Origin of the sequence: Spirillospora sp. NBC_01491 (assembly GCF_036227065.1) — a bacterium.
Taxonomy (GTDB): Bacteria; Actinomycetota; Actinomycetes; order Streptosporangiales; family Streptosporangiaceae; genus Spirillospora; species Spirillospora xylanilytica.
Map to the genome: position 1 here is coordinate 4,071,138 of NZ_CP109432.1, position 18,214 is coordinate 4,089,351.

The following is an 18,214-nucleotide window of genomic DNA, read 5'->3' on the forward strand; positions in this document are numbered from 1 at the left end:
AGACGCGTGCGTTCCGGACATCACTGTGGTCCGTTCCCGGTCACCGGCCGCGCGGACGCGGTCGAGGTCATGGTGAACGTCCCGAGCCCCGGGACGATCCCGAGGAGCTGCGGCTCGACCTTGATCTGCACCGTGACCTCGACCTCCTGGTCGTCGGCGTCGCACCGGGAGGCGGCGACCTGGGCGCCGTAGAAGCCGAGCAGGTCGCAGGCCGCGGCCCGCGCCCGGCCCGGGTCGATCGCCGGCCTGCCGGTCGCGCGCAGCGCGTCGGTGTCGATCTCGTTCGCGCCGGCCCGCGCGGCCTGCTCGGCCATGTCGGCGGCGCGCTGCCGGGCGTGGATCGCCAGCCCGCCGTCCACCAGCAGCCCGGCCAGCAGGAACACCGCCGGGGTGAACAGCACCACGTACATCGCGACCGACCCGCGCTCCCGCTCGTCGCCGCGTTCATCACGGCCCCGGAGGGCACGGAGGGCGCGGAGCGGGTGTTCGGCGCGGCGCCTCATCCCGCGCCTCCCGGGTCGTCCTGTTCGGGGTCGGTGCCCCGGTAGGTGTAGGTGTCGATCGGCGCGACGGCCTTGCCCGCCAGGCTCTTGACGCCGGGCAGGCCGATGAACGCCAGGTCGGCAAGGTCGACGTCGCAGGTGATGGTCACCGCCACCCGGCCGCCGGGCCGCCAGTCGACGAGGTCGGTGTCGGTGCGCGGGCCGCCCGAGCACCAGCTGTGCCCCTTGAGGTTCGCGGCGGCGGCGTCCCGCGCCATCTGGTCGGCGCCGCCCGCGCTGCGCGCCACCGACGCGGCCCGGACGGCGTCGCGCGCCGCGCCGTCCACCTGGCTCTGCGCGTCGACCATCCGCCCGGCCCCGGCCAGCAGCAGGAGGAACGCGATGAAGACGGGCGTGACCAGCACCATCTCCAGCGACATCGACCCCCGGTCGGCACGGTCGGCAGCATCGCCGCGGCCGGCGCGCGGGCGGGCGAGCGGCGTCATGGCGCGTCCCCCTGGCAGGCGGTGCCGCCGTCGACGTCGGGACGGAAGCACTCGATCGGCCCCTCGGAGCGCTGCTCGACATGGAAGCTCATGAACGGGATCACCTTCACCGCCTCCCCGCTGACCTGGACCCATCGCTGGTCGCCCTCCTCGCCCGCCGCCACCCGCAGGCCGCCGAGCAGGTTCGGGCCGATCTTGCGGACGTCGCCGGTGGCCTTGGCGACCGCCTCGTCCCGCCAGCCGCCGCCCTCGGGCTGGGTCCGCGCCACCCGGGCGCCGGACTGCGCCGCCGCGAGCGCCACGTGCCGCGCGTGGTAGACCATCGCGAACTGCACCACGGCCAGCAGCACCAGGATGATGATCGGGGTGAGCAGCGCCCACTCCATCGAGGACGCGCCCTGGTCGCCCCGGCCCCGGGGGGACCAGGCCCCGGGTGCGCCGGCACGGCGGGCCACCGCTACTCCGTCTTGATGCTGTTGGCCTTGCTGACGATCAGGTTCCTGATCGTCGCCCCGATGGTGATCGCGATGATCGCCAGGATCGCGGTGATGATCGCCCACTCGATCGCCGAGGCGCCCGCGCTCCGCTCGGAGCCGTCGCGCAGCCGGTCGATCCGGCTGCCGAGCAGGGCGCGCAGGTAGACCAGCACCGGATCGTTCAGGGGGTTGATCGGACCCATGGGTTCTCCTCAGATGGTTGGGGGCCGCTCATGCGGAGATCACCCGCATCAGCGCCGGGTAGGCCAGGAAGACCAGGAACGCGGCGCAGATGAGGAGCTGTGCGACGAGCATCGACTGGGACCGCTCCCCGGCCTTGCCCTCCAGCTCCGACAGCTCCCTGCTGCGCATCGACGCGGCGCGGGCGGTCAGGGACTTGCGGATCTGCGCGCCGTCGTCGGCGACGAGGGCGAGCGCGCCGGCGAGGTCGCGCAGCTCGGCGATGTCGAGCTCGTCGCCGAGGCGGCCGAGCGCCTGCCAGGGGGTGTGGCCGGTGATCCGGGCGTTGGCGAGCGCGTCCCGCAGGCGGGTCATCGCCCAGCCCTCGCCGACGTTGGACGCGGTCATCAGCGCCTCGGGCACGCCCCGTCCGCCGGCCAGGTTCATCGACACCAGGTCCAGGAACGCGCCGACCACGTGCCGGAAGTCCTGCCGCCGCGCCGCCGCCTCCTGCCGGAGCTGGAGGTCGGGGAAGAAGAAGAACAGCACCGCGAAGAACGCGCAGATCCACACCGGGACCTGGAAGGAGATCCCGGCGCCGAGCAGCGCGAAGTAGCCGACGATCACCGGGATGAACACCAGCGCGGCGGCGGGCAGCAGGAACTTGGTGGCCAGGAATCCCTCGAGGGACCGCTCGGTGATCGCCAGGTCGGCGCGGACCGACTGGAGCTTCCAGCCGCGGATCTCGCAGTAGTGCGCCAGCTCGCGGCCGACCCGGGTGCGCAGCCCGCCGACCCGTTCCAGCGTCGGCGACATCCGGCCCGCCTGCGCCTCCTCCAGGTCGCGGCGGCGCGCCGCGTCGAAGGCCGCCATCCGCGCGACCAGCCCCGGCCGCGCCGGGAACAGCGCCCGCGCGAGCAGGAACAGGCCGACACCGACGAGCGCCCCGGCGAGCATCGCCCCGGTCACGGCCCGCCACCTCCCCCGGCGTCCATGGTGTGGCGTCCGCGCAGCGTGCGGCCCCGGGCGCCGGAGTCGGCGGCGGGCGGCGCGCCGCCCTGCCAGCCGGCGACGGTGCTCGGCACCTCGCCGGGCACGCCGGGCACGCCGGGCTGCGCAGCGCGCGGACGGGTGAGGAAGCGGCTCGGCATCTCGTACCTGGCGAGGCGCCGCAGCCAGAGGAACCCGGCGCCGTACAGCGCGATCACCAGGCACAGCACGAGCTGGCCGAGCAGGTCGTCGTACGGTTCGACGTAGGCGTGGTTGAAGACGGCCAGCCCGAGGGCGGTGCCGACCGAGACGCCGACGACGATGCGGACGCTGCGGCGGGTCGCGCGGCGGTCGGCCTCGACGCGGCGGCGCATGTCGAGCTCGGCGCGGGCGGACCCGGCGAGGGCGCCGAGCATGTCGCGCAGCCCGGGGCCGCGCAGCTTGGCGTTGAGGATCAGCGCGGCGATCACCAGATCGGCGGACGGGTCGTCCAGGTCGTCGGCGAAGCGGCGCAGCGCCTCGGGCATCGGCACCCGGGTGTGCAGCCGGTCGACCAGGTCGCGCAGCGGCTGCTGGAGAGCGGGCGCGGCGGCGCGCAGCGAGGCCGGGATGGCCTGTTCGAGGCCGACGGCCCCGGCGATGGTGTCGCGCAGCGACTCCGTCCAGGCGGCGAGGGCCTCCAGCCGCGCCATGCCCTGGCGCTCCTCGCCGGCGCCGCCGGCCAGGCCCTTCCAGCCGAGGACGAGGACGCCGGTGCCGCCCGCGGCGATCGGCCAGCGGGTGACCACCAGCACCACCAGCCCGGTCACCACGGCGAGGGCGCCGCGGGTGCTGAGCGTCTTGACCAGCTCTTCGCGGCTGCGCCCGCGCGGCGGGCCGGAGCGCGGGGGCAGCCCGCGGATCGCGACGATCAGCAGCAGGATCCCGCCGCCGACCAGGGCGCCGGTCAGCACCGACAGCAGCACGTCGGGCGCGTACATCAGCGGCCCCCGGTCCCGGTGGCGCGGCGCCGGTTCACCAGGCGCCCCCGGCGGCGGTGTCGTAGCCGAACTCGGCCAGGTCGTCGGCGCAGGAGATCGACGCGGCCGGGAGGACGTGGCCCTCGGGGCCGAGCGCGAACACCTCCGAGGAGAGCACCCGGCCGTCGACGCCGGTGACCTCGCGGACGCTGGCGACGTAGCGGCGCAGCCGGCCGCCGCTGGCGTAGTCGTTGCGCTTCTCGATGAACACCACGAAGTCGATGGCGCCCGCGATGAGCATGTGGGTGGCCTCGACCGGGAGCCGCTCCTCCGCCTGGATCGCGTAGGTGGCGATGCGGTTGAACACCTCCATCGAGGAGTTGGCGTGGATGGTGGACAGCGAGCCGTCGTTGCCCTGCGTCATCGCGTTGAGCATGGTGACGATCTCGTCGCCGAGCACCTCGCCGACGATCACGCGGGACGGGTTCATCCGCAGCGAGCGGCGGACCAGCTCGGCCATCGAGATCGCGCCCTGCCCCTCGGAGTTGGCCAGCCGCTGCTCGAACGCCACGCAGTTGGGGTGCAGCTCGGGGAAGGCGTCCAGGCCGAGCTCCAACGCCCGCTCGACGGTGATCAGGCGCTCCTCGATCGGGATCTCGTTGGCGACCGCGCGCAGCAGCGTGGTCTTGCCCGCGTTGGTGGCCCCCGCGATCATGATGTTCTTGCGGGCCCGGACGGCGGCGCGGAAGAACAGCCCCGTCTCGGGGGTGAGCGTGCCGTTGCCCACCAGGTCGGACAGGAAGACCTTGCCGAGCCGGGCGCGCCGGATCGACAGCGACGGCCGGACGGTCACGTCCATCACCGCCGACAGCCGCGACCCGTCGGGCAGCCGCAGGTCGAGCTGCGGGTTGGCGGTGTCGAACGGGCGGGACGACAGCCCGCTGTAGGCGGCCAGGATCTGGATCAGCTCGACCAGTTCCTCGTCGGACTCGGCGACCGGCTCGCCCATCACCTCGTGGCCGTCGGCGTAGCCGATGAAGACCCGGTCGCAGCCGTTGATGTCGATGTTCTCGATCTCGGGGTCCTCCAGCAGCGGCTGGAGCCGTCCCACCCCGAACAGCGCCGCGTGCACGCCCGCGGCGAGCGCCTCCTCCTCCTCGGCGTTGGGCGGGCGGCGGCCGGAGGTGATCTCGCCGCGGGCGAACTCCTCGAGCACCTGCCCGATCAGCGCGCGGGCGAACTGCCGCTCGTCCTCCCCGGTCATCACGGGCAGGCCGTGCGCGGCGTCGAGCCGGCGCTGCTGGCCGAGCCGGTCGCCGACCTCCTGGCGGAGCCGTTTGACGAGGGCGTGGTCCACCTAGCCCCTCCCCTCCGCGGACGCGTGCTCGGCGAGCGGTCCGCCCTGCCCGGGGGCGGGGCCGGGCCCGCCGTCGGTCGCCGGACCGGTGCCCTGCGGTACGGCCCGCGGGACGGGCGGCAGCTCGCCGCGCACCGGGTCGAGGGACGCGCCGCCGAGCCGCCGCACCAGCTCGCCGGCGACCTCGCGGGCCGACCGGATCAGCAGCGACCGGTCGAGCCGCCCGCCCCACTGGCCGGACAGGAGCGCGGCCCCCTTGGGGTCGAGCGCCAGCCCGCCGAGCACCGTCACCGGCGGCGCGGCCGGGCCGCCGGCCGGGGCCGGGCCCGCGTCGGCCGGCGGGACGCGCTGCCGGGTGCCGGCGATGATGCGGTCGACCTCGGCGATCGAGGCGCGGAAGTCGCGCGGATCGGCGAGCACGATGATGCCGACGGGCGGCCCGCCGCGCAGTTCCTCGGTCAGCGCGGCGACGCGTTCGCGCAGGTGGGCGACCTGCTCCAGGGTGGCCCTGGTGAACAGCACGACCTGGTCGGCCTCGCGCATCAGGTCGGTCAGCGGGGTGCCGGCGCCGAGCCGGCCGCAGTCGGCGATCACGTCGACCGGGGTGAGCCCGGCGAACGCGCGGCCGAGCGGCCCCCACAGCCAGGTCATCGCCTGCGCCTGCTCGGCGTTGGTGATGCCGACCAGCACGTCGAGCCCGCCGACGAGCCGCTGGCAGTGCTCGGCGACCTGGTCGGGACGGAGCCCGCGGCGGGCGGTGGCGGCCAGGCTGAGTAGGCCGCGCGAGGGGTTGAGCATGCCGCCGTCCCGGCTGCCCGCGCCCTTGCCGCCCTTGGGGTCGGACTCGGCCGCGGCGGGCAGCCGGTAGACCAGGTCGCCGCCCGCCTGGTCGCATTCGGCGACGAGCACCGGCCGGGGCCACACCGCGCCGAGGGCCACGGCGGCGGTGGTGACGCCCGGCGCTCCCTTGTCGGCCGCGAGCGCGATCAGTGCCACGGTCAGTTCCCGCCTGTGCTCGGTGACCTCGGGGCATGCGGGGCGCCGGCGCCCTGGGGGCCTCCCGTCGCGGGGTTCTGCGTCCCGCCCGGTCCCTGCGTCCCGGTGGGCGGCTGCGTTCCGCCGGGGGTCTCGGGCGTGCCGGTGTCGGGGATCTTCTTGGCGGGCCGGTCCGGCGCCGCCGCCGGCTCCTCGAGCTTAGTGCCCTCGGGGATCAGCGCGACCGCGACCGCGCCCGCCGAGGCCGCCTGGGTGAGCAGCGGCGCCTCGTCCGGCGGGACGGCGACGTCGACGGTGATCGCGTCGCTGCGCAGCCGGTCGCCGCCGCCACCGCCCACGCCGATCACGATCGCCTCCTTCGACAGCACGGTGCCGGCCCGGGGGCCGCCGCCGTTGCCGCCGCCGACCGCGTACAGGCTGACCCGCTTGCCGGTCTCCAGGCCGCGGGCGGGGATCTGGCCGGGCTTGAGCGCGAGCCCGACGACGACGCGGCCCTTGGCGGCGTCGTCGGCGCGGCTGACCATCGCGTTGGTGAGCAGCGCGCCCTTCACCAGCGGGACGGCCGAGTAGTAGCGCGCCACGTTCTGCCGCTCGGACCAGTTGATGTACTCGATGCCGGTGTCGCCGACCTGCACCTCCTGGAGGGCGCCCGGCGGGATCCGCTGGCCGGCCGCGACCGGCTGGGCGATCCGGATCGCCGACACCCGCTGCCCGCTGGCCATCACCAGGTAGGCGCTGGCGAGCGCGCCGCCGAGGATGAGGAGCACGGCCAGCGCGGCGAGGGCCGGCTTGCGTTCGCGCGGCGCCGACGGGAGCCGCTGCCCGCCGGAGGTGCCGAGGCCCGAACGGCCGAGCCCCCCGGGACCACCCTGGGCGGTGCCCTGCGGGGTGGCCGCGACGGTCGACTGGTTGGACTTCATCGGCTGGTCCACGACTCCTTCCCGCCTCGGGAGACCCCGCACCACGAGATCTCCGCACCATCAAGCGATCCATGCTCGCGGGATTGACAAGGTCACGTCAATGGATTCGGAGAGGTGAAGCCGTCCCGTGACTCCACGTACCAGGATGACCAGTCAATTCGGTGATCACTTCGATGCTTACCATCAGTCACCGCGGGCACTGACTCCGATCCGCCGGATCCGGGCCGGCCGGGATTACTAAGCTGGCGCGAGCGGCGGCGCCGCCGGCGAGTCCCCGGACCGCGGGCGCCGGCGACCGGGACGCACCCCTGGAGGGCTTGAATGCGGATCTCGTTCACGGCACTGACCGGCCAGGGGCCCCGCGACGTGGTGATCAACATCGATTCCGAAGCGACCGTCGACGGGGTCGCCCAGTCGCTTTTCGCGGCATTGGACGGAAAAGGCTCGGCGAAACGCGCGGCGACCGTTCCGGTTCCGCGCTTTTCGAAGGATTCCCTGCCCAGTGACGGACGTGCCGGAATCGCGCCGCGGCCGGCCCGGCGGGCGCTCTGGCTGGACGGCCGGATGCTCGACCCGCAGGCGCTGGCGGTCAAGGAACTGCGCGACGGCGCGGTCGTCGCCGTCGAGCAGCGGGCCGCCGCGGCGACCGCGCTCGCCGAGCCGACCGGGCTGGTGGAGGTCCGGGTGGTGAGCGGCCCCGCCGCGGGCCCGGTGCACCGGCTCGGCCTCGGCGCGACCACGCTCGGCTCCGGACCCGACGTGGACGTCACGCTCAGTGACCCGGCCGTGCCCGCCCGGTCGCTGCGGATCACCGTGGAACCCGACGGCGTGAAGGTCGAGGCGTCCGCGCTGACGATCGACTCCCCCACCGGCAGGGCGTCCCTGGACGGGGAGCCGCTGACGGCGAAGGCCGACTGGCCTCTCGGGGGGCTGGTGGCGGTCGGCGGCAGCGTCCTGGCCCTGGCGCGCAGCACCGCCCCCGACACCCACCTGGAGCCATTGCCCGAGGGCGGCCTGGCGTTCAACCGGCCGCCGCGGCTGAGCCCGCCGCACCGGTCCCGGCGGCTGGAGGTGCCCAAGCGGCCGGTCCGCGACCCCAAGGAGCGGCTGCGGCTGTTCGGGGCGCTGCTGTTCTCGGCGTTCGGGCTGGTCATGGCGTTCGGGCTGGGCCAGTGGTGGTGGGCGCTGTTCGCGCTGGCGTGGCCGATCATGACGGTCGGCGAGTGGGTCGGCGACCGGATGCACGGCCGCAAGTCGTACAAGAAGGCCCTCAAGGACTACCAGCGCGCGACCGCCGAGTTCGGCGGCCGGCTCGACCGGCTGCGCCGCGAGGACCAGGACGAGCGGCGCGCGCTGCATCCCGACCCGGCCGAGGTGCTGCTCACCGCGACCGGGCCGCGGCGGCGGCTGTGGGAGCGGCGGCTCACCGATCCCGACGTCCTGCACCTGCGGCTCGGCCTCGCCGACCTGCCCGCCCGCATCGAGCTGGCCGGGAACGACGGCGACGGCGCGGCCGGACGGGGCGGCGGCGCCGAGCGCGGCGGCGCCGGGCCGATCGAGATCCCGCGGGCGCGGCAGGTGCCGGTGGCGCTGCCGCTGCCCGAACTCGGGGTGATCGGGCTGACCGGCCCGCGGCCCGCCTCGCGCGGGCTGGCCCGCTGGCTGGTCGCGCAGGCCGCGGCCCTGCACAGCCCGCGCGACCTCGCGATCGTGGTGCTGTCGGCGGACCCGGAGGCCGGGGAGGCGTGGAACTGGGTGCGCTGGCTGCCGCACTGCGCGCCGCGCGAGGGCGAGGAGTGCACGGCGCTGGTCGGCACCGACCCCGAGTCGGTCGCGCACCGCGTCACCGAACTGGCCATCCGCGTCACCGAACGGCGCCGCGCCGCGCAGGCCACGGCGTCGCTGTTCGGGCAGGCCAAGCCCGCCGAGTCCGTCCCGTACAACATCCTGGTCGTGCTCGACGGGGCGCGGGCGCTGCGCCGCGTCCCGGGCATGCCGATGCTGCTCTCGCGCGGCGCCGAGTACGGGCTGTACGCCATCTGCGTGGACGACGAGGAGCGCCTCCTGCCCGAGGAGTGCAGCGCCGTCGCCGCGTGGGACCCCGAGCGTCCCGAGTCGGTGCTGCTGCGCGGCCAGGGCCTCGACGTGGTCGGCCCCGTCCTCGCCGACCAGGTCTCCCCGGCGTGGACCGACCGGGTGGCGCGGTCGCTGGCCCCCGTCCGGGACGTGTCGCGCGAGGACGCCGAGGACGCGATCCCCGCCGACGTGCGGCTGCTCGACCTGCTCGACATGCCCGACCCCACCGCCGAGCACGTCCTGCGCTCCTGGACGCTGACCGGTGGGCGCACCACCCGCGTCCCCATCGGCCTCGGCACCGGCTCGGCCCAGGCGCGGTCCTCGGGACGCCCGGCCGCCCGGCCGGGCGGCGGTCCGTCGCTCGGCGCGTTCCAGCCGTACGAGGTCGATCTCCGCACGGACGGCCCGCACGGGCTCATCGCGGGCACGACCGGCGCGGGCAAGTCCGAGCTGTTGCAGACCCTCATCGCGTCCCTCGCCGTCGCCAACCGGCCGGACGAGATGACGTTCGTGCTCATCGACTACAAGGGCGGCGCGGCGTTCAAGGACTGCGCGCGACTCCCGCACACCGTCGGCATGGTCACCGACCTCGACGGGCACGCGACCGAACGCGCGCTGGAGTCCCTGGCGGCCGAGCTGCGGCGGCGCGAGGAGATCCTCCTGGACGCCGGCGCCAAGGACATCGACGACTACGACGACCTCAAGGCGCAGCCCGACCGGGCCCCTGGCGAGCGGGCCCCCGGCGGGCCGGGCGGGCTGCCGCCGATGCCGCGGCTGGTGCTGGTCATCGACGAGTTCGCGGCGATGGTCACCGAGCTGCCCGACTTCGTCACCGGCCTGGTCGACATCGGGCGGCGCGGGCGGTCGCTCGGCGTCCACCTGATCCTGGCCACGCAGCGTCCGGCCGGGGTGGTGACCGGCGACATCCGCGCCAACACCAACCTGCGGATCGCGCTGCGCGTCACCGACCCGGACGAGTCGACCGACGTGCTCGACTCCCCCGAGGCCGCGCAGATCTCCAAGTCGACGCCGGGGCGGTGCTACGTACGGTCCGGGGTGTCGTCGGTGCACGCCGTCCAGTCCGCGCGGATCGGCGGGCGGCGGCCGGGCGGCGGCGCCGCGGGCTCCCCGGCGGCGGCCGTCCGGCCGGTGCCCTGGCAGGGCCTCGGCCGCCCGCTGCCCGTCTCCCGGGACGCGGGCGAGGGGGCCGCCGACGACTCCACCATGGTCACCGACCTGGCCGTGCTGGTGCAGGCGATCGGCGAGGCCGCGCGCCGCGCCGGCATCGCCCGGCAGCCGTCGCCGTGGCTCAACCCGCTGCCCGAGCAGGTCCGGCTGACGCCGCGCGCCGCGGCCGGCGGTTCGGTGGTGGACGTGCCGCCGATCGCGTTCGGCATCACCGACCTCCCGGCCGTCCAGTCGCGCGAGCCGCTCCGGCTCGACCTCGCCAAGGGCGGGCACCTGTACCTCGCCGGGGCGGCCCAGTCGGGCCGCTCCACCGCGCTGCGCACCATCGCCGGATCGGTCGCCGGGGCCTGCTCCCCCTACGACGCGCACCTCTACGCGATCGACTGCGGCGCGAACGCGCTGCTGCCGCTCGTGTCGCTGCCGCACTGCGGCGCGGTCGTCACCCGCGACCAGCTCGACCGCTGCGAGCGGCTGCTCACCGCGCTGCTGGCCGAGGTGGCGCGGCGCCAGCAGCTTCTCGCCGAGGCGGGCTTCTCGTCGCTCGCCGAGCAGCGCGCGGCCGTCGCCGCGACCGACCGGCTCCCCTGGATGATCCTCCTGCTCGACCGCTGGGAGGGGTTCCTCGCCGCGTTCGAGAACTACGACTACGGCCGCCTCGTCGACCAGGCCCTCCGGCTGCTCCGCGAGGGCTCCGCCGTGGGGCTGCGCGCGGTGTTCACCGGCGACCGGTCCGGGCTCGGCGGGCAGGTCTCGACCGTGTTCGACCGGCGTCTCATCCTGCGGATGGGCGACCCCAACGACTACGGCTACGCGGGTCTCCAGGAGAAGCAGGTGCCCGCCGCGATGCCGCCGGGACGCGCTCTGGAGGCCGTCGCCCCAGGCGTGCCGCTACGCGAATCGCAGATCGGCCTACTGGGCGACGACCCGTCCGGTACCGCCCAGGTCTCCGCCCTCCAGGAGATCGCGCGCGCCTGCGTCACCCGCTACGGACGGCTCCCGCGCAGGCAGCGTCCCCTGCACGTGGACGAGCTGCCCGTACGCGTCACCTATCGCGAGGCGATGGCGCTCGACCCGGAGTTCCTCCCGCCGTCCGCCCTCTGGACGCTCGTCGGCGTCGGCGGCGACACGCTCGCGCCGGTGGGCGTCGACCTGCTGAACGAAGGGCCGGGCTTCGCCGTGGCGGGGCCGCCGCGCTCGGGCCGCTCCACCACGCTGCGCACGATCGTGCACTCGCTGCTCGATCCGGCGGTCGGCGGCGGGCTGGTCCCCGTCGTGCTGGTCACCCCGCGCCGCTCGCCGCTGCGGCTGCTGTCGGGACGGCCCGGCGTGCTCGGCCTGCTGACCGCCGACTCCGAGCCGGACGACCTGGTGGCGGCGATCGGCGACGAGCACCGGTACGCCGTCGTGGTCGACGACGCCGAACTGCTCGACGAGACCGACCTCGACGACGCCCTCCGCGACGTGCTGCGCACCGCCCGCGACGGCGAGCACGCGCTGGTCATCGGCGGGACGACCGAGGACCTCGGCCGCGGCTACCGCGGGTTCCTGGCCGACACGCGCCGCTCCCGCTCGGGAGTGCTGCTGTCGATCGACTCCCCCGACGACGGCGAGATGTTCGGCCTGCGGCTCCCGCGCAACGCCCCGCTCGGCGGCCCGACCGGCCGCGGGCTCCTGGTCGCGCTGGGCGCCACCACCCAGATCCAGGTCGCGCTCCCCCCGCCCGTCAGCGGCGACCGACCGGAATGATCACAGGACGGGCGGACGGGCGGGCCGGCGCCCGCCAGGCGGCGCCCGGCCCGTCCGCCCGGTGCCCGCGGGGCCCTGCCAGGCGGTACCCGGTGCCGTCCGGCGCCGTCCGAGACCGTCCGGCAGCTCCGCGCGAATCCGCCGACAATGGCCGGCCGCGGCATTTCCGAGCGCCCGGTTCCGCACCGCCCGGCCATCGCGCATTTATGCTCTCGGCGTCATTTGTGCGCGTCCGGCGGACTCAGATGGGCATCCTCCGATTGGGGTTTCCGACGCTCCGCGCCCTCCAGCCGCCCCCGCTCTGATCAGCACGGACGCCCTTCTTAGATGATCATGCTGGGCCGGGCCGCGCCCATGCCGGCCCGGCCCGAGGGCGCATACCGGGGATTGGCGGGATGCCGCCGGCGGCGGGCCTTCACCCGAACGGCCCGGCCACTTCGAATTGATCGATAGCCTGTTCGTCTTCAACCCGAAGGGCGGGATCGGCTATGGCGGCCTTCTGGCCTCGCACCCGGCGCCTGGTGCTGCGCGACCGGTTCGCCGAGAAGAGGATCGGCGACCTCGGCGCGGAGCTCGGCTGGCCGCGGCGCGAGGAGTACCCCGCCGACCCCGAGGAGGGCACCGACCACCAGGTGGTCTGGTCGGTGGCGCCGATGCTGTCGCTGCACTACTTCGAGGACGAGATCTCGCGGCACAGCTACCTGGTGGTCGCCGGGGAGGACGCGGCGGCGGTGCGCGCCACGGCCGGGCTGGTCGAGTCGCGGCTCGACATCTGGCGGCTGGACGAGCTGCTCGCCGAGGTCGACGCCGCACCCGGCCCCGAAGGGCTCGCGGCGGCGGTCGTCCGCGCCGGCCTCGGCTGCCCCGAGGAGTTCGACGAGCGCTTCTTCAGCCGGCTGCACGGCGCCCTGCGGCATGTGAACCCGCGAGTGCGCGAGCGGGCGCTGTGGGCGGTGTCGTACGTGCCGTGGCCGAGCTACCGGCCGCAGCTCTCGTTCATCCGCGAGAACGACGCCGAGGTGGATCTGCGCGGCACCGCGGGGATCCTGCTGGAGGCCCTGGACGAGATGGCCCTCTGACCCTCGCGCCCTTCCGCCCTCCGCGCCCGCCTCGCCGGACCGCCGCCCGCGCCCCCGGAGAGGGTGCGGCGGCGGGCCGGCCGGAGAGAAAGGCGCGGGCCCCGACCTCGGGGGGATGGGCCGGGACCCGCGGTCCGTGGAGGCTCAGCGCGTGGCGGCCTCGATGTTCTGCTGGGAGCGCTTGATGTCCTGCCCGCCCTGCTCCAGGGCGAGGGCCATCTTGTCGAAGGCGGTCTTGGCCTCGGCCCAGGCGCTGCGGAACCGGTCGGCGCCCGGCCCCCACCAGACCTCGGTGCTGCCCACGGTGCGGCCGTTGAGGTCCTTGATCAGGGCATCGAGGTTCCGGGAGTGCTTGTTGAACATCCGGGACATGTCCTCGAGCGCACCGATGCTGGCGCCGCGCTTGTCACCGCTCATTGCTCCGCACCTTTCGTCGCCGAACGTCTTCGGTCCTGCCGCACATCCGGGAATTGGCGACAGCCTACGCCCCACCGATCACAAGAATCCAGCCGAACAACGCGGAGGGTGTGCCGATGGGGGCACATTACCTCCGGCCCGGGCTGGCCGGAACCGGCCAGCACTTCCCGCGCCGATCAGTGCCCGGGCGCTCCCGCCGATCTCTACCGAATCCACTCCATGCTCTCTGACCTGCATCATTACTGAGCGTCAAGGAGACGGCGGAGTACCGTGACCGGATCATCGGACGGTGCCCGGCCGGCGCATTTTCCGCCGACCGAATGACCGTTCCCCATTCGGGAGAAAACACCTCGGCACGCGGACCGGCGCGGCAGGCGACCGGCGGGGGCGGAGCGGGCGGCGCCCGTCAGCGCCCGTCAGCGCCCGTCGGAGGGGCCGTCGAGGTCGTTGAGCGGGTGCGCGGCCGGGTCGAGGACGCGCTCGCCGACCATCGTGATCCGCTCGTCGCGGGTGGTGAACTCGAACCGGCGCCGCACCGACTGGGTGACCTTGCCGGTGTCGTACCGCACCTCGGTGTGCTCGGTCGCCTCCAGCGTGATGCGGTCGCCGGTGCGGACGGCGCGCCCGCCGTCGAGACGGGTGCGGGCGCCGGTGAAGGCGGGGCCGCCCTCGACCGGCGCGCGGCCCCGGAAGCCCAGCTCGTGCACGGCCTGCTCCTGGACGCGTTCGAGCGAGGGCGAGATCAGCACGCCCATGATCTCGGACGGGGCGTCCTGCTCGTGGTGCCGCTTCTGGATCAGCGCCTCCGAGCGGTTCCGCAGCAGCGTCCCGGCGGCCACGGTGAGCTGGTGGGTGGTCTCGGCGTCCAGCGTGGGGGGCGGCTGCCCGATGGCGGACGAGGGCAGCACGGCACAGCAGGCAACGGCGATGATCGCCGTTCCGGCACGCGTCCAGTGGCGAACCATCTGACTCCCGGTCATCCGCAGATCAGTGGCGAAGATACACCGGCCGTCCGCCGGGTGACAGGTCGCGGAGCGGCGGGCTCACCCGAGGGAATGGAAATGGTTGTCGTTGTGTTGTGCGGGGCAGCCCCCGAGGACACACCAGACCACACGATCTTCCGGGAGGAACGATGAAGAACGGCACCCACCCCGCCTACCGCCCCGTCGTCTTCCGCGACCGCGGCGCCGACACCGCCTTCCTGACGCGGTCGACGGCCGCCACCGACAGGACGATCACCTGGGAGGACGGGAACACCTACCCCGTCGTGGACGTGGACGTCTCGTCGGCGAGCCACCCGTTCTACACGGGCAAGGCCCGCACCATGGACTCCACCGGAGCCGTCGAGAAGTTCAACCGGCGCTATGCCCGTCCCCAGGACTGAGACAGGCATCACACGACGAACGAACGCCCGCACCGCGCCACCGGTGCGGGCGTTCTCATGCGCGCACGCGCGGGCGCGCAGAGCGTCGGTTCAGTCCGATTCGATCTCTAGCGTGGCAACGCGCGTCCGCGCCTGCGCCATGGCCTCCTGATAGCGCGCCTCCCACTCCGGGTCGCCGTCCGGGATGGTCGCGACGATCTGGCGGCCGGTCTCGGCCACCTGCTCACCGGCCGCGTTCAGCGTGACGCGCCGCACCACGACGGTGGTCACGCCGCCGTCCGACTCGGTGCGGGTCTCCCAGCGGGACGAGCCCGGCGGCGCGGACGCCGAGGCCCCCGCGCCGCCGATCGCGTACACGATCAGGACGATGACCACGGCGGCGAGCGCGAGCGCCGCCAGGATGATCAGGAATCGCACGGTCCGGCCTCCTCGGTCGCGGCGGTCACTTCTTCGGCAGCAGCGGCCCGTTCGGGTTGCCGGGCGCGTAGACGGTGATGCCCTGCGGCAGCGCCTTCAGCTCCTCGATCCGCGCGCAGGTCGGGCACTTGGTGTAGCCGTCCTGGCGGGCCTTGTTGGCCGCCGCCTCGGCCTTCGCCGTCGCGACCTTGGCCTGGGCCTCGCTCACCTGGGCGAACGCCGCCTGCGCGCGGTCCACGGCCTCCTGCACCCGGGCCGGCAGCGTCACCCGCACCAGGTTGAAGTGGATGTTGGTGACGAAGGTGCCGCCGAGCGTCGACTCCAGATCCGCGGCGAGGCTGGTGTTGATCGCGTTCTGGACCTTGGCGATGTTCCCGTTGTTGCTCTGCGCCGCGGCGCCGGTCGACGTCCTGGCGGGCACCGAGGCGTTCTGCACCAGCGCGCAGGACGAGACCAGTTCGGCGCAGCGGAAGCTGTTGACCTGCCCGCGCAGGTCGTTGTCGATCACCGGCCGGACCACCTGGTCGAGGAACGCCGACCAGCCGGCGTCGCCGTCCCACGGGTGGTAGGTGTCGCCGCCCGCGCTGCGGAACTTGCGCGTCCCGTACTTGTCGTCGAACGACCGCAGCGCGGCGTGGTCCAGGTTGAGGGTGAAGTAGAGCGTCCCCTCGATCCCCATGTTCACGCCGTCGGCGCTCGGCACGGTGACCACGTCCACGCCGGACTCCTCGCCCTTCCGCGCGTCCGAGGTGATCGTGTAGAAGCGCTGCTGGGCCGGGTACATGTGCACCTTGGAGTACAGCCCGATCCAGATGCGGCCCGATCCGGGGTCGATGACCTGGCGGATCCGGTTGTTGTCGAAGAACCCGCCGTTGCGGACGACCGCGATCTCACCGCCGCCGGTCCGCTCGAATCCGCCGAACAGCGCGCTCAGCGCGGGCCCGCCCACCACGACCAGCGCGACCGCGAGCACGATCGCGGTCCGGCGGCGCGGGACCCTGAGCATCGAGAATCGCGCTGCCCCGTCCCGTCCCGCCGCCGCGGACGACTTCTTCTCGGCCACCTGTGCCTCCTCTCACCCCCCGGCCCGGACGGCCCGCGGGGACGCCGATCTGACGCCGGAGGGCGCCGCCCGGATCCCGGGCACGGCAAGTACCCGGCATCCTGTACACCGCAGGAGGAATCGTCCATAAGGTGGGGCTTACGAAATCGACCACGGGCGATTACCTAGACTGCGCGTGCGAGGTTGAGGGAGGAGAACCCACGTGCGTAAGGTCCTGATCGCCAACCGCGGAGAGATCGCGGTTCGAATTGCCCGCGCTTGTCGCGATGCCGGGTTGACCAGTGTCGCGGTGTACGCCGAGCCGGACCTGGACGCCCTGCACGTTCGGGTCGCGGACGAGGCGTACGCCTTGGGCGGCCAGACGGCCGCCGAGAGCTACCTGAGCATCGACAAGCTGTTGAAGATCGCCGCGGACGCCGGCGCGGACGCCGTGCACCCCGGTTACGGCTTTCTCGCCGAGAACGCCGACTTCGCCGCCGCGGTGCAGGCCGCGGGGCTCACCTGGATCGGTCCGCCGCCCGCCGCGATCACCGCGCTGGGCGACAAGGTGCAGGCGCGGCACATCGCCGACAAGGTCGGCGCGCCGCTGGTGGCCGGCACCAAGGACCCCGTCTCGGGCGCCGACGAGGTCGTCGCGTTCGCGCAGGAGCACGGGCTGCCGATCGCCATCAAGGCCGCCTACGGCGGCGGCGGGCGCGGGCTGAAGGTGGCCCGCACCCTGGAGGAGGTCCCCGAGCTGTACGAGTCGGCGGTGCGCGAGGCCGTCGGCGCCTTCGGCCGCGGCGAGTGCTTCGTCGAGCGCTACCTCGACAAGCCCCGGCACGTCGAGACCCAGTGCCTGGCCGACCGGCACGGGAACGTGGTGGTGGTGTCCACCCGCGACTGCTCGCTCCAGCGCCGGCACCAGAAGCTGGTCGAGGAGGCCCCGGCCCCCTACCTGAGCGAGGAGCAGCTCGACCTGCTGTACACCTCGTCCAAGGCCATCCTGAAGGAGGCCGGGTACGTCGGCGCGGGCACCTGCGAGTTCCTCGTCGGGCAGGACGGGACGATCTCGTTCCTGGAGGTCAACACCCGGCTCCAGGTCGAGCACCCGGTGACCGAGGAGGTCGCGGGCATCGACCTGGTGCGCGAGATGTTCCGCGTCGCCGATGGCGAGGAGCTCGGCTACGGCGACCCCGAGCTGCGCGGTCACTCGATCGAGTTCCGGCTGAACGCCGAGGACGCGGGCCGCGGGTTCCTGCCCGCGGTCGGCACCCTGACCGGCTGGGAGCCCCCCTCGGGCCCCGGCGTGCGGCTCGACTCGGGCTACGTCGCCGGGCAGACCGTCCCCCAGGCGTTCGACTCGCTGATCGCCAAGCTGATCGTCACCGGCGCGACCCGGCGGCAGGCCGTCGAGCGGTCCCGCCGCGCGCTGGCCGAGTTCGTGATCGACGGCATGCCGACCGTGCTGCCCTTCCACCGCGCCGTCCTGGACGACCCGGCGTTCGTCCCCGAGGGCGACGACGAGCCGTTCACCATCCACACCCGGTGGATCGAGACCGAGTTCGACAACCGCATCGAGCCCTACGACACCGCCGCTACGGCGGGCGAGGCCGAGGCGGGTGAGCGCGAGCGGGTCACCGTCGAGGTCGGCGGCCGGCGCATCGAGGTCGTCCTCCCGGCCGGGCTCGGCGCGGCGGCGGCGCCGGCCGGCCAGGCCGGCCCGGCCAAGCGGCGGGCCGGCAAGAAGGGCGGCGCCGCCCAGGCGTCCGGCGACTCCCTGGTCTCCCCGATGCAGGGCACGATCGTCAAGCTGGTCGCCGAGGACGGTGCGACCGTCGCGGCCGGCGACACCATCGTGGTCCTGGAGGCCATGAAGATGGAGCAGCCGCTCACCGCGCACAAGGCCGGGACCATCACCGGCCTCGCCGCCGAGGTCGGCCAGACCGTCTCCAGCGGCGCGGTCATCTGCGAGATCAAGGACAGCTGACCTCGAACC

General features: G+C 74.2%; 17 protein-coding genes. 4 read left to right on the forward strand and 13 right to left on the reverse strand.

The genetic code is table 11. From position 1 onward, the window contains the following. Positions 1-20 precede the first annotated feature (20 nt). From OHA34_RS18845 to OHA34_RS18885, 9 genes are read right to left on the reverse strand one after another with little or no spacing between them, the layout of a single operon-like run. A complete protein-coding gene (locus OHA34_RS18845; RefSeq protein ID WP_285942541.1) occupies positions 21-503 on the reverse strand; it encodes a TadE/TadG family type IV pilus assembly protein in 483 nt (160 codons plus the stop codon). Next, on the reverse strand, positions 500-988 hold the full coding sequence (locus OHA34_RS18850; protein ID WP_329522348.1) for a TadE family protein: 489 nt from the start codon (positions 986-988) through the stop codon (positions 500-502). Before OHA34_RS18850 ends, OHA34_RS18845 begins: the two co-directional genes overlap by 4 nt. Continuing rightward, positions 985-1,443, reverse strand: coding sequence for a TadE family protein (locus OHA34_RS18855; protein WP_285942543.1), 459 nt, complete (start codon positions 1,441-1,443; stop codon positions 985-987). The genes OHA34_RS18850 and OHA34_RS18855 overlap by 4 nt, the downstream gene beginning before the upstream one ends. A 2-nt stretch (positions 1,444-1,445) precedes the next feature. Beyond that, positions 1,446-1,667, reverse strand: a complete 222-nt coding sequence (locus tag OHA34_RS18860; protein ID WP_285942544.1) for a hypothetical protein — start codon at positions 1,665-1,667, stop codon at positions 1,446-1,448. A 28-nt stretch (positions 1,668-1,695) separates the two neighbouring features. Then, positions 1,696-2,613, reverse strand: coding sequence for a type II secretion system F family protein (locus OHA34_RS18865; RefSeq protein WP_285942545.1), 918 nt, complete (start codon positions 2,611-2,613; stop codon positions 1,696-1,698). Further along, positions 2,610-3,614, reverse strand: a complete 1,005-nt coding sequence (locus OHA34_RS18870; protein ID WP_285942546.1) for a type II secretion system F family protein — start codon at positions 3,612-3,614, stop codon at positions 2,610-2,612. Before OHA34_RS18870 ends, OHA34_RS18865 begins: the two co-directional genes overlap by 4 nt. Positions 3,615-3,648: 34 nt before the next feature. After that, positions 3,649-4,950, reverse strand: coding sequence for a CpaF family protein (locus tag OHA34_RS18875; protein WP_285942547.1), 1,302 nt, complete (start codon positions 4,948-4,950; stop codon positions 3,649-3,651). Then, positions 4,951-5,946 carry a hypothetical protein gene (locus tag OHA34_RS18880; RefSeq protein WP_329522349.1) on the reverse strand — a complete coding sequence of 332 codons (996 nt, stop codon included), beginning with the start codon at positions 5,944-5,946 and terminating at the stop codon, positions 4,951-4,953. Positions 5,947-5,948: 2 nt separating this feature from the next. Then, positions 5,949-6,878 (reverse strand): hypothetical protein, encoded by a 930-nt coding sequence (locus tag OHA34_RS18885; protein ID WP_329522350.1) that lies wholly within the window; start codon positions 6,876-6,878, stop codon positions 5,949-5,951. Positions 6,879-7,187: 309 nt separating this feature from the next. On the opposite strand from OHA34_RS18885, the gene OHA34_RS18890 reads away from it, so the two are divergent. Both OHA34_RS18890 and OHA34_RS18895 read left to right on the forward strand, forming a co-directional pair. Further along, positions 7,188-11,876 carry an FtsK/SpoIIIE domain-containing protein gene (locus OHA34_RS18890; protein ID WP_329522351.1) on the forward strand — a complete coding sequence of 1,563 codons (4,689 nt, stop codon included), beginning with the start codon at positions 7,188-7,190 and terminating at the stop codon, positions 11,874-11,876. Positions 11,877-12,364: 488 nt separating this feature from the next. Then, entirely contained in the window at positions 12,365-12,955 is a 591-nt protein-coding gene (locus OHA34_RS18895) for a hypothetical protein (RefSeq protein WP_285942551.1), read from the forward strand. 144 nt (positions 12,956-13,099) lie between these two features. On the opposite strand, the gene OHA34_RS18900 is transcribed toward OHA34_RS18895, so the two are convergent. Continuing rightward, positions 13,100-13,372 (reverse strand): WXG100 family type VII secretion target, encoded by a 273-nt coding sequence (locus tag OHA34_RS18900; RefSeq protein ID WP_285942552.1) that lies wholly within the window; start codon positions 13,370-13,372, stop codon positions 13,100-13,102. 416 nt (positions 13,373-13,788) lie between these two features. Continuing rightward, a complete protein-coding gene (locus OHA34_RS18905; RefSeq protein WP_329522352.1) occupies positions 13,789-14,352 on the reverse strand; it encodes a hypothetical protein in 564 nt (187 codons plus the stop codon). A 152-nt stretch (positions 14,353-14,504) separates the two neighbouring features. Here OHA34_RS18905 and OHA34_RS18910 point away from each other — a divergent pair, with 152 nt between their 5' ends. Next, the gene (locus OHA34_RS18910; RefSeq protein ID WP_285942554.1) at positions 14,505-14,756 is read left to right on the forward strand and encodes a type B 50S ribosomal protein L31; all 252 of its coding nucleotides are present in this window, start codon (positions 14,505-14,507) and stop codon (positions 14,754-14,756) included. 90 nt (positions 14,757-14,846) lie between these two features. On the opposite strand, the gene OHA34_RS18915 is transcribed toward OHA34_RS18910, so the two are convergent. Together OHA34_RS18915 and OHA34_RS18920 are read right to left on the reverse strand one after the other, a co-directional pair. Then, positions 14,847-15,173, reverse strand: a complete 327-nt coding sequence (locus tag OHA34_RS18915) for a hypothetical protein (RefSeq protein WP_329522353.1) — start codon at positions 15,171-15,173, stop codon at positions 14,847-14,849. Positions 15,174-15,198: 25 nt separating this feature from the next. Further along, positions 15,199-16,236, reverse strand: a complete 1,038-nt coding sequence (locus OHA34_RS18920) for an SPFH domain-containing protein (RefSeq protein WP_329522354.1) — start codon at positions 16,234-16,236, stop codon at positions 15,199-15,201. 202 nt (positions 16,237-16,438) lie between these two features. Here OHA34_RS18920 and OHA34_RS18925 point away from each other — a divergent pair, with 202 nt between their 5' ends. Beyond that, positions 16,439-18,205 (forward strand): acetyl/propionyl/methylcrotonyl-CoA carboxylase subunit alpha, encoded by a 1,767-nt coding sequence (locus OHA34_RS18925; RefSeq protein ID WP_285942557.1) that lies wholly within the window; start codon positions 16,439-16,441, stop codon positions 18,203-18,205. Positions 18,206-18,214: the final 9 nt, after the last annotated feature.